This window comes from Janthinobacterium silvisoli (assembly GCF_014200725.1).
Classification (GTDB): Bacteria; Pseudomonadota; Gammaproteobacteria; order Burkholderiales; family Burkholderiaceae_D; genus Janthinobacterium.
The window spans coordinates 20,102-31,832 of sequence record NZ_JACHCL010000009.1 but is presented as its reverse complement, the minus strand read 5'-3'; the positions used below and the strand labels follow the sequence as shown (position 1 = coordinate 31,832).

Sequence of the window (11,731 nt, the reverse complement as noted above, 5' to 3'; positions counted from 1 at the left end):
CGCTCAACTATCATGGGCCTAGTTAACCAACTAATTGCTTGCATAATAGGCCGGTAGCTCCCCGCTGTCGAGGAATTTCCACGCCTGCACGCTGGCAAGACCTTCTTTTTGACGGGGAAACCATGCAATTGCATCACTCCATCTGGCTGTTTCACGCCATTCTCGGCTGCGGCCTGGCAGCCTGGCTGAGCCTGGCTGCCATCAACAATCTGCACGCCTTCCACGGTTCCGTCTGGGCCATCGGCAACACCATGCGCATGGACCCGCTGCGGCAAGACCCCACCTTGCAAAGTCCGCTGCTGCGCCGCGCACTCACATCACTGTCCTTGCACCGTCTGGCCCTGATCGTGGTGCTGGTGCTGCAACTGGTCGCCAGCATCGCCGCCTGGACCGGCGTGCTGTTCTTTTTCGCCAGCGGCCTGCCCGCTGCGCTGCCCTGGCTGAACCTGGCCCTGTGCGCCATGGCCGCCTTTTTGCTGCTGATGCATCTGGGCGGACTGTGGTTCGCCTACTGGATCGCGCAGGAAGGCTTGCAGACGACGCATCTGGTGCTGCTGCTATGGACCATGGCGCTGTTCGCCGTCTTTAACTTTTGAAAGACTTCACCATGAATACGAAAATCGCCGGCGCTTCCGCGCTGGCCATCACACTCGCCGTCGCCGGCGTCAGCCTGTATCCGCGCGCCGCCTCGCATGCCGCCGATGCAGCTGCCAACCCAGCCACCAAGGTGGCGCTGGTGCCCGTGGTCGCTGGCACGCAGCAACGCTTCTTCAACGGCGTAGGCGAACTCGAAGCGGTCCGCCAAGTGCAGGTCGCCGCCGAGACTGGCGGAAGAGTGACCCACATCGCCTTTGAATCGGGACAAAAAGTGGCGGCCGGCGCCGTGCTGGTGCAGCTCAATGACGCGCCAGAACAGGCGGCGCTGCTGCGCCTGCGCGCGCAGTGGAAAAACGCGGAAAGCAGCTACGTCCGCACGCGCCAGCTGCTGGCCGACAAGGTCGCCACGCAAGAGCAGCTGGACGCTGCCCTGGCCACGCGCGACGCGGCCCTGGGTGAAGTACGCCAGACGGAAGCGCTGATCGCGCAAAAGAGCATCCGCGCGCCATTCGCAGGGCAGCTGGGCATACGCCGCGTGCATGCGGGCCAGTACCTCAATCCCGCTGATACTGTCGCCAGCCTGATCGACACCCAGTCGCTGCTGGTGAACTTTGCGCTCGATGAACAAAGCAGCGCGGCGCTGACGCCGGGGCAAGCCGTGCAAGTGCTGGTGGACGCTTATCCCGAGCGCGTCTTCACGGCGAAGATCAAGGCGATCGACCCGCTGATTGCCAGCTCGCGCATGGTGCAGGTGCAGGCGGCGCTGGATAATCCGGCGGGAGCACTGAAGGCAGGCATGTACGCCAATGTGCGGGTGGCGCGCAAGCTGGACAAGGCCACCCAGTTGACGGTGCCGGAAACAGCCGTCACCTACAGCGCGTATGGCGACACAGTCTTTGTCGCGCAGCAGGATGGCAAACAGGGGCTGACCGTCAAGCGCGTGGCAGTCACTTTGGGAGAGCGGGCAGATGGCAAGGTGGTGATCGCCAAAGGGTTGCAGGCAGGCCAGCGCGTGGTCGCCTCGGGCCAGTTGCGGCTGGCCGATGGCATGGCCGTGCAGGCAGTGCCCAATACGCTGGACGAAGCACAGCAAACTCAGGCCCCGGCGTCAGCCCCCGCCGGCAGCTAAGGAAAATCAACCATGAAATTTACCGATCTGTTCGTGCGCCGCCCCGTGCTGGCGCTGGTGATCAGCGCCCTGATTTTGATGCTGGGCCTGTTCGCCATCAAGCAGTTGCCGATCCGCGAATATCCACTGCTCGAATCGTCCACCATCACCATTGCCACCACCTATCCTGGCGCCTCGGCGGAACTGATGCAGGGCTTTGTCACGCAGCCGATTGCACAAGCCGTATCGTCGGTGGAAGGCATCGATTACCTGACCTCATCGTCGGTGCAGGGCAGCAGCAATGTCACCGTGCGCATGGAACTGAACCGCGATTCCACGCAGGCGCTCACCGAAGTCATGGCCAAGGTCAACCAGATACGCTACAAGCTGCCGGAAGGCGCTTTCGACCCCGTCATCGAGCGCTCGGCAGGCGACACTTCGGCCGTTGCGTATGTGGGGTTTTCCAGCGACAGCGTACCGGCCGCGCAACTGACCGACTACCTGGCGCGGGTAGTGCAGCCGATGTTTTCCACCATCGACGGCGTGGCGAAAATCACCGTCTTCGGCGGCCAGCAGCTGGCCATGCGCCTGTGGATCGACCCTGCCAGACTGGCTGCGCGGGGCTTGACGGCGTCCGACGTAGCCGACGCCGTGCGGCGCAATAACTACCAGGCGGCGCCCGGTAAAATCAAAGGGCAATTCGTCGTCTCCAATATCAGCATCGATACCGACCTGGTCAGCGTGGCGCAATTTCGCGAGATGGTGATCCGCAAGGGCAGCGAAAAAGACAGCGCTTCGCTGGTGCGCCTGAAGGATGTGGGCACGGTGGAACTGGGCGCCGCCGCGATGGAAACCAGCGCCACCATGGATGGCGTGCCAGCCGTGCATCTGGGCTTGTCCGCCACGCCGGGCGGCAATCCACTGGTGATCGTGGCAGCCATCAAGAAGCTGCTGCCCGAAATCAAAAAAACCCTGCCGCCCGGCGTGAAAGTTGCCCTGGCATTCGAGACAGCGCGCTTTATCAACGCCTCCATCAGCGAGGTGGTGCACACCCTGCTGGAGGCGCTGGTGATCGTCGTGCTGGTCATCTATCTGTGCATGGGTTCCTTGCGCTCGGTGCTGATCCCCATCGTGACCATACCGCTGTCGATGCTCGGGGCGGCGGCGCTGATGCTGGCCTTCGGTTTCAGCATCAATTTGCTGACCTTGCTGGCGGTGGTGCTGGCCGTAGGCCTGGTGGTCGACGACGCCATCGTGGTGGTGGAAAACGTACACCGCCATATCGAAGACGGCAAGACGCCGGTGGCGGCCGCCCTGATCGGCGCGCGTGAAGTTGCCGGTCCCGTGATCGCCATGACCATCACCCTGGCCGCCGTATATGCGCCGATCGGTATGATGGGAGGCTTGACGGGCGCGCTGTTCAAGGAATTCGCGCTGACCCTGGCCGGCGCCGTGGTGGTGTCGGGCGTGGTGGCGCTGACTTTATCGCCCGTGATGAGTTCCTACCTGCTGCAATCGAAGCAAACGGAGGGACGCATGGCACGCGCCGCCGAACACTTTTTTGCCGGCCTCACCAGCCGCTATGCACGCCTGCTGGACCGCTCGCTGCAGCATCGCTGGATCAGCGGCGGCTTTGCCCTGCTGGTGATGGCCAGCCTGCCATTTTTATACCTGATGCCGCAGCGCGAACTGGCGCCGGTGGAAGACAAGGCCAGCGTGCAGACGGCCATCAAGGCGCCGCAGCACGCCAACCTCGATTACGTGGAACGCTTTTCAAAAAAGCTCGATGAAGTGTATCAGCGCTCGCCCGAAACCGAGTCGCGCTGGATCATCAACGGCACCGACGGCCCGGCCAACAGCTTCGGTGGCATCAATCTGTCGTCGTGGGAAAAACGCAAGCGCAATGCCGCCGAAGTACAAGCGCAATTGCAGGATGCCGTGGGCGACGTGGAGGGCATGAGTATCTTCGCCTTCCAGGATGCGCCCCTGCCCGGATCGAGCGGCGGTTTGCCCGTGCAAATGGTCTTGCGCAGCGCGCAGGACTACGCCACCCTGTTCCGCACCATGGAAGACGTCAAGCAGCGCGCTCGTGCCAGCGGTCTGTTCGCCGTGGTCGATAGCGACCTCGATTACAACAACCCCGTGGTACAGGTGCACGTGGACCGTTCAAAAGCCGCCAGCCTGGGCCTGAGCATGCAGGACATAGGCGAATCGCTGGCCGTGCTGGTCGGTGAAAATTATCTGAACCGTTTCGGTATGGAAGGCCGCGCTTATGACGTGATCGCGCAAAGTCCGCGTGAGCAGCGCTTGACGCCGCAAGCGCTGGCGCAGCAGTACGTGCGTGCCGACAATGGCAGCCTGCTGCCGCTGTCTAGCGTGGTATCGGTCACGGAAAAGATCGAACCGAACCAGCTGACCCAGTTCAACCAGCAAAATGCGGCCACCTTCCAGGGCGTGCCGGCACCGGGCGTGACCCTGGGCGACGCCGTGGCCTTCCTCGATGGCGTGGCAAAGACCTTGCCGCCCGGCTTCAGCTACGACTGGCAATCCGATGCGCGCCAGTTCGCCACCGAAGGCAATGCACTGCTGATGGCCTTCCTGGCCGCCGTGGTGGTGATCTACCTGGTGCTGGCGGCCCAGTATGAAAGCCTGACCGATCCACTGATCATCCTGATCACGGTGCCGCTGTCGATTTGCGGCGCCCTGATACCGCTGGCGCTGGGCTACGCCACCGTCAATATCTACACGCAGATCGGCCTGGTGACCCTGATCGGCTTGATCAGCAAGCACGGTATCCTGATGGTGGAATTTGCCAATGAATTGCAGGTGCATGAACAGCTGGACCGCTCAAGCGCGATCCGCAAGGCAGCGCAAATCCGTTTGCGCCCCATCCTGATGACGACGGCCGCCATGGTGGTGGGCCTGGTGCCGCTGCTGTTCGCTTCCGGCGCCGGCGCCAACAGCCGTTTCGGCCTGGGCCTGGTGATCGTCTCGGGCATGCTGATCGGGACTTTCTTCACCCTCTTCGTGCTGCCTACCGTGTACTCGTTCGTGGCCCGCAGCCATGCAAAAGACCAGAGCACGCCGCGCACCCAGGATTTATCGCAAGCGCTGGCGCAAGCCGAAGCGCAGTAAGGAAGCACCATGAAAAATTACCGCTACTTTTTATCCGGTTTTACCTCCTGCCTTCCCGTGCTGCTGGCTGGCTGCGCCCTTACACCTGCTTATGTCACGCCAGCCACGCCGGCCATTACACTGGCCAGCCCCCAGCAAGCGCAGTTTTCAGCAGTCGCCAACGCCGACAACTGGTGGACGTTTTTTGACGACCCGCGCCTGTCGCAACTGATCGCCAGCGCGCTTGAACACAACCGCGATATCGCCCAGGCGCAAGCGAACCTGCTGGCCGCGCGCGCCGTCTTCGACGAGCGCCGGCTCGATGAACTACCCACCGTCACGGCGCAGGCGGGATGGCAGCGCTCGGTGCAACAGGATACGCCAGCCAGCCGCGCTTCCAGCAGCAGCACGCGCGCCGGTTTCGATGCACAATGGGAGCTCGACCTGTTCGGCCGCCTGGCCCATATCACGCGCTCGGCACAGGCGCAGGCCGACGCCGCGCAGGCCGATCTGCAGCAGCTGCAACTGACGATTGCGGCCGACGTGGCGCGCAATTATTACGAGGCGCTGGGCCACCAGCAAAACCTGCTGTTGACGCAGGCGCAGGTACAAAGCTGGCGCGATACGGTGGCGCTGATCGATGCGCGCATCCGCGCCGGCAGCGGCTTGCCGGAAGAGCGGCAAAATGCGTTGGCCAACCTGACGCGCAGCGAAGCCGCGCTGCCGCCGCTGCAAGCCGCTTTGCGCCAGGCGCAGTACCGGCTCGATGTGCTGAGCGGCCGGGCGCCGGGCGCCATCGCGCTGGCGACGTCAGCGCGCCAGCAGGCGCCGCTGGCGAGTCAACTGCCCTTGGGCGACGTGAATCAGCTGATCAAGCATCGGCCCGACGTGGTGCGCGCCGAACGCTTGCTGGCCGCTTCCAGCGAGGACGTGGGCGCAGCCACGGCCGAGCTGTATCCGCGTATCAGTCTTGGCGGATTCCTGGGCTTTTTTGCGCTGCGCGGCAGCAGCGTGTTTGACGGCGGCGCGCGCGCCTTTGAGCTTGCACCGACCGTCAATTACCCGGCCTTCCGCCTGGGCAGCACCCGGGCCAGGGTACGCGGCACGCAAGCGCTGGCGCAAGGGGCGCTGGCCCGCTATGAACAAACAATTTTATTGGCCCAGGAAGACGTGGAAAACGCTGTCACGCAACTGGTGGAAAACCAGTCGCGACTGGCCTCTCTGCTGCAATCTGCACGCCACGGCAGCGCGGCGCTCGATATCGCCAGCACGCGCTACCAGGGCGGCGCCGGCAGCTACCAGGCAGTACTGGAAAACCAGCGCGCCTTATACGATATCCGCCGCGATGCGCTGCAGGCTGAAACGGCGTCCTACGTCGATGCGATTGCCCTGTACAAGGCGCTGGGATGGGGGCAAACTATGTAAAATTTTCGTACTCAAAAAGGACACGATGTTTACTCAAGGCAGCTGGCTCAATCCACCCAAAAAACAGGCGGTACACGCATCGCAATTACACGTGACGACGGACGCGCATACCGATTTCTGGCGCAGGACGCAGTATGGTTTTATCCGCGACAGCGGGCATTTTTTGGGTCTGCCTGCAGACGGTGATTTCACGGCGCAAATTCACGTCGCCGCGCAGTATTCTTCGCTATACGATCAAGCCGGTTTGATGGTGCGTATCGACGAGAAAAACTGGATCAAGTTCGGCGTCGAATTTTCCGACGAACAGCTGCTGCTAAGCAGTGTGCTGACGGTGGAAAATTCGGACTGGGCCGTCAGCGTGGCGCCCGCCATGCCACACGGATTCTGGCTGCGCGTCACGGTGTCTGCAGGCGTCATCCGCGTGCAGTATTCCACCGATGGACAGCGCTGGCCTTTGCTGCGCCTGGCGCCGTTTCCAGTGGCTGCTCGCTACCTGGTGGGCCCCATGTGCTGCACGCCGGAACGCGGTGGCCTGGAAGTCGTTTTTTCGCAATTTTCCTGCGGTCCGGCGCTGCAAAAAGACTTGCATGATCTGAGCTGAAAAAGCGTGGTTTTTACGCCGCCCATGTCTCGTGCAGATGGCGCCACAGCAGGGCGCCATCTGCCATTTTTTCATAGACGACAGTCGAAAAACGCTCAGTGCTTTCAGCACCTGGCAGCGACTGGATTTCGCGGTAAGAGACCGTCGCGCCAGCGGCACTTTGCTGTATCAGGCGCAGATCCTTAATCTCCATTTTCAGGCCCGGACGGCTGCCGCCAGCGGCGCTGAAAAACGCCGTGAGGCTGGTCTGATCGAGCTGCTTGCCGCTTGTTGTCACCATCGAATAATCGGGTGAAAAACGCGCCAGCAAATCACTACACAATGCGGGCTCCGTGACCTCGCCGCCCAGCCATTGGCGGATCAGGACATGGGTCGCCATTACATCATCAAAATAGGGGTTTTTAGCGTTCATTTTTTGCTTTCTTGAGGGTGAAATACGAGCTTTAATACGGCGCGATTATCGATGCGCAAACACAGGACCAGCGGCAGCAGACACGAGGCGGCGGCCAGCGCAAAACACCAGTGAAAAACGGTGCTTGCGCGAGGGTCTTCCAGGCTGCCAATGCCGTGCAGCGCCAGCAGGAAATTGAGCAGCACGCCGAGCACCGCGACACCGAGGCAAAAGCCGATCTGGCGGTTGATATTCCACACGGCGCTGGCCTGGCTCAGCTGCCCATCAGGGATGCGCAAGAATGCCGTACTTTGCGCCGTGCTGCTGCACAAGGCCCCGCCAAAACCCATCACCGCATAGGCGCCAGACAGCCATGCGATCTGGCTGGCAGCATCGACGCGCAGCAGCATCAGCATGCCGGCTGCCTGCAGCAGCGCACCGGCGATAAACAGGGGCTGCGGACCCACGCGGCGATAACTTTTCCCGGTCAGCGAAATGGCCGCAAAAGAAGCGATCGCCCACGGCAGCATCAGGCTGCCCGCCATCGACGCCGTCATGCCCAGCACGCCTTGCAAGTAGAGCATGGCCAGCAGGCTCACGCCCATGAATACACCGGGCACCAGCAGATACATCAGCATGGAAATGCGCAGCAGCGGTTCGGCCACCAGCCGCAGATTAAGCAGCGGCGCGGATTTTTTCAAGGCACCGCGCACGTAGACGACGGCGCACACTGCCCCCAGCGCCAGCACGGCCGCACCAGCTGGCCAGTCGCCCGGTGAACCCAGCATGGTCAAGCCCAGCAACAGCAAGCTTATCGCCGTGCTGCCTGCCAGCAGGCCGCGCATATCGAGTGGCGGCGGCGCGATACGCGCTGGCTCGGCGCGCAGCCAGCGGGCCGCCAGCAGCAAGGCCAGCGCGGCAAGCGGCAGGTTCAAATAAAAGATGGCGCGCCACGACAGGCTGTCGACGATCAGGCCACCCAGGGCCGGCGACAGGGCGGGCGCCAGCAAGCCCACCAGCATGATGATGGACGACAGGCCGGGGCGCTCGGCGGGTGCGTACAGTTGATACGTCATGCTTTGTCCCAGCGGGATCAGCAAGCCGCCGCCCAGGCCTTGCAGCAAGCGCCAGGCGATCAGTGCTGCTATCGATTGCGCCAGGCCGGCGCCAGCACTGGCGCACAAAAAGATCAGCAAAGAAGTTATAAACACGGTTTTGCTGCCATAATAAGCAGCAAGCCATGCGCTGGCGGGGATCACGATGGTCAAACCGAGGATGTAGGCGGTGCTGATCCAGGCCAGCTGCGGCACCGACGCGCCGAACGCGTGGCCGATGCCGGGGTAGGCGACATTGGTGATGAACATATTGACCAGGTCGACGAAAAACCCCAGCAGATAGATGGCCGCGACTTTTTTGCGATATTCCATGGTGCTTCCGATGGCAAACAGCCAGCTTAAGCGCCACACACCATTTGCGTAAGTAGGCAGCCCCGATTACACTGTCAAAAATATTTTGACAAAGACTAGCCGCCTTTTCTACCGCCATGATCAGTCTCGACCGCCTCGGAATTTTCATCGCCATCGTTGATACCGGCTCGCTGACGGCCGCCGCCGCCGTGCTGGGCCAGAGCAAGGCCGTGGTCAGTTTCAATTTAAAACAGCTGGAAGCGGAACTGGGCGTATCGCTGCTGACCCGCAGCACGCGCAGCCTGGCCCTGACAGACGTAGGCCGCCGCTTTTATGAAGACTGCCAGCGCGTGCTGGGCGAGGCGCACGGCGCCATCGAGACGGCGCGCCAGGGCCACCAGGGCTTGCGCGGCACCCTGCGCATCACGACCACCGTCGAATACGGCAGCCGCACGGTGGTACCCGCGCTGATCGCGTTTGCCGCTGCCAACCCGCAGTTGCAGATCCAGCATTCTTCCTCATCCTCGCACGAAGACCTGATCTCGGGGCGCTACGACGTGGCCATCCGCATGGGTTCATTAAACGATTCGAGCTACCGCGCCTCGCTGGTGGAGCACTATGCCATCTGGCCCGTCGCCTCGCCCGCTTTTCTAGCCAGCCGCCCTGGCCGGGACATCGCCACGCTCGACGAGCTGCAGCAGGCGCGCTGGCTGGCCCACAGCCGGCTGCCATCCCCCTTGCGCTGGGACGTGCAGACGCCCACCGGCCCCGCCGTTTTCGCCGCGCAGGAAGAAGCGGTGATGCAATCGGATTCCGCCTCGGCGCTGCTGGGCTTTGCCCTCGGTGGTTGCGGCGTGGCGCTGCTGCCCGACTGGCAGGTGGCGGGCGAAGTACGGGCCGGCCGCTTGCGCCGTCTGTTGCCCGAGGTGGTGTTTCCGCAGCAGGGCGTGTACGCCGTGTATCCGAACACCCAGCATATCCCTGAAAAAGTGCGCGCCTTTATCGATTTCTTGCGCGCCTTCGTCGTGAACCGGCAGGCGAGGGCGGTTGACGCAGTCCCGGCCAGCTGCCATCATCGCCTGACCCTCACCACGCCAGCCATACATCGACCATGCGCGCACCGAATCACCTGAATGCCTTGCGCGCTTTTGAGGCGGCGGCCCGCCACCGCAGCTATGTGCGTGCGGCCGAAGAATTGCATGTCACGCCGGCCGCCGTCGGCCAGCTGGTGCGCAGCCTGGAACAGGCGCTCGATACGCCCTTGTTCCTGCGCTCGCAAAGCGGCACCGCGCGCCTGGAATTGACGCCGCAAGCCAGCCTGATGCTGCCTGATCTGCAGGCAGGCTTCGACTTGCTGTCGGCCGCCGTCGCGCGTGTAAAAAGCGGCGCCGAACATGGCAGCATCGCCCTGACGGTGCCGCCCTCATTTGCCGACAAATGGCTGCTGGCCAGGCTGGAACGCTTTCAAGCCAGTTATCCACAGTACGATCTGCTGGTCGACACGAATGGCCGCCTGGTCGATTTCAACAGTGGCCAGGTCGATGTTGGCATCCGCTATGGCAGCGGACGCTGGGACGGCCTGCAGGCCACGCGCCTGGCGGGCGACAATTTCTTCCCCATCTGCAGCCCGGCCCTGCTGGCGGGCGAGCACCCGCTGCGCAGCGTGGCCGATCTGCGCCACCATGCGCTGATCCACGATGTCTCGATGCGCGGCAATCCCATCTACCCCAGCTGGCGCAGCTGGCTGGCCTATGCGGGCGTGGACAGCAGCGCCATCGATGCGGAGCGCGGCTTGCAGATCAACGATTCGGCCGCCGTCATGCAGGCCGCCATCGCCGGCAGCGGCGTGGCGCTGGGACGCAGCATGCTGGTGGAAAAAGACCTGGCCGATGGCCGCCTGGTGCGCCCGTTTGGCCCGGCGCTGCCTTGCGAATTCGCCTATTACATCGTGGCCCGCGCCGACACTTTTGAGCGTCCCGCCATCGCCGCCTTCCGCGACTGGCTGCTGGCCGAAGTGGCGCCTGCCTGATACCGGCATAGTTTTTCTATGGCGGCGGCGCAAATCATCTGATTTGCCGCGGCCATCCCCGGCGACGATAGTGCGCTCATGGGCAGCGCAGCCGCGCCGCCATCATTCCGGGAACACGCCATGTCCACTACACAAGTATCGTTCCACACCATCCGCGCCGATGGCGTCGATGTCTTTTACCGCGCCGCCGGCCCGCTCGACGCCCCCGTCGTCCTGCTGCTGCACGGCTTTCCCTCGTCCTCGCATATGTACCGCGACCTGATCCCGCAACTGGCCACGCGCTACCGCGTGATCGCGCCAGACTTGCCCGGTTTCGGCTTTACCACCGTGCCGCCCGAACGCGAGTATGTCTACCGTTTCGACGCGCTGGCGGCCACCATGGAAGCGTTCGTGCAAGCGCTGTCGCTGAGCAGCTACGCGCTGTACGTCTTCGATTACGGCGCGCCCGTGGGCTTGCGCCTGGCAGCGAACGCACCGCAGCGCGTGACGGCTTTCGTGTCGCAAAACGGCAATGCCTACCTGGAAGGGCTGGGCGAGGCATGGGAACCGATCCGCCGCTACTGGGCCGACCCCAGCGTGGCCAACCGCGACGCCATCCGACCATTCCTGGAACTGGAGGCCACCCGCTGGCAATACACGCATGGCGCGCCCGACGCCAGCCTGGTAGCGCCGGAGGCATATCACCTCGATGCGGCCCTGATGGCGCGGCCGGGTAATGCCGATATCCAGCTCGACCTGTTTCTCGACTATGCGTCCAACCTGGAACTGTATCCCCGCTTCCAGCAGTTTTTCCGCGACTGGCAGCCGCCGACCCTGGTAATCTGGGGCCGCCACGATCCCTTCTTTATTCCGCCTGGCGCGCATGCATTCCAGCGCGACAATCCGCAGGCCGAAGTGCGCCTGCTCGATACGGGACACTTCGCGCTGGAAACCCATGCGCAGGAGATAGCCACGGCCATGCTGGTCCTGCTCGATAAAGCCTTGTCAGATGAAACAGTAGCAGAGAAGTGAAACGATTTCCCAGGGCAAACGAACGACAGAGAGACGTTTCTCGTCCTAG

Annotated in this window: 10 protein-coding genes; 8 read left to right on the top strand and 2 right to left on the bottom strand. The window is 63.0% G+C overall.

Annotation, left to right across the window (positions count from 1 at the left end; translation table 11 throughout):
• Positions 1-122: 122 nt before the first annotated feature.
• The 5 genes from HDE75_RS24850 to HDE75_RS24830 are packed head-to-tail and all read left to right on the top strand — an operon-like array spanning position 123 to position 6,845.
• A complete protein-coding gene (locus HDE75_RS24850) occupies positions 123-596 on the top strand; it encodes a DUF2165 family protein (protein ID WP_183682189.1) in 474 nt (157 codons plus the stop codon).
• 11 nt (positions 597-607) lie between these two features.
• Positions 608-1,726: an efflux RND transporter periplasmic adaptor subunit gene (locus HDE75_RS24845; RefSeq protein WP_183682187.1), complete on the top strand. Its 1,119-nt coding sequence runs from the start codon at positions 608-610 to the stop codon at positions 1,724-1,726.
• Positions 1,727-1,738: 12 nt separating this feature from the next.
• Entirely contained in the window at positions 1,739-4,840 is a 3,102-nt protein-coding gene (locus tag HDE75_RS24840; protein ID WP_183682184.1) for a MexW/MexI family multidrug efflux RND transporter permease subunit, read from the top strand.
• Between the two features lie 9 nt (positions 4,841-4,849).
• Entirely contained in the window at positions 4,850-6,244 is a 1,395-nt protein-coding gene (locus tag HDE75_RS24835; RefSeq protein WP_183682181.1) for an efflux transporter outer membrane subunit, read from the top strand.
• A gap of 25 nt (positions 6,245-6,269) precedes the next feature.
• Entirely contained in the window at positions 6,270-6,845 is a 576-nt protein-coding gene (locus HDE75_RS24830; RefSeq protein ID WP_183682177.1) for a DUF1349 domain-containing protein, read from the top strand.
• A 13-nt stretch (positions 6,846-6,858) separates the two neighbouring features.
• Here HDE75_RS24830 and HDE75_RS24825 read toward each other — a convergent pair whose 3' ends face one another.
• Both HDE75_RS24825 and HDE75_RS24820 read right to left on the bottom strand, forming a co-directional pair.
• Entirely contained in the window at positions 6,859-7,224 is a 366-nt protein-coding gene (locus HDE75_RS24825; protein ID WP_221291994.1) for a hypothetical protein, read from the bottom strand.
• A gap of 29 nt (positions 7,225-7,253) precedes the next feature.
• On the bottom strand, positions 7,254-8,663 hold the full coding sequence (locus HDE75_RS24820; protein ID WP_183682172.1) for an MFS transporter: 1,410 nt from the start codon (positions 8,661-8,663) through the stop codon (positions 7,254-7,256).
• Positions 8,664-8,779: 116 nt separating this feature from the next.
• Here HDE75_RS24820 and HDE75_RS24815 point away from each other — a divergent pair, with 116 nt between their 5' ends.
• The 3 genes from HDE75_RS24815 (at position 8,780) to HDE75_RS24805 (ending at position 11,682) form a co-directional block, all read left to right on the top strand.
• The gene (locus tag HDE75_RS24815; RefSeq protein WP_183682168.1) at positions 8,780-9,775 is read left to right on the top strand and encodes a LysR family transcriptional regulator; all 996 of its coding nucleotides are present in this window, start codon (positions 8,780-8,782) and stop codon (positions 9,773-9,775) included.
• Positions 9,754-10,671 carry a transcriptional regulator GcvA gene (gene gcvA, locus HDE75_RS24810; protein ID WP_183682165.1) on the top strand — a complete coding sequence of 306 codons (918 nt, stop codon included), beginning with the start codon at positions 9,754-9,756 and terminating at the stop codon, positions 10,669-10,671. Before HDE75_RS24815 ends, gcvA begins: the two co-directional genes overlap by 22 nt.
• 120 nt (positions 10,672-10,791) lie before the next feature.
• Positions 10,792-11,682 (top strand): alpha/beta fold hydrolase, encoded by an 891-nt coding sequence (locus HDE75_RS24805; protein ID WP_183682162.1) that lies wholly within the window; start codon positions 10,792-10,794, stop codon positions 11,680-11,682.
• Positions 11,683-11,731: the final 49 nt, after the last annotated feature.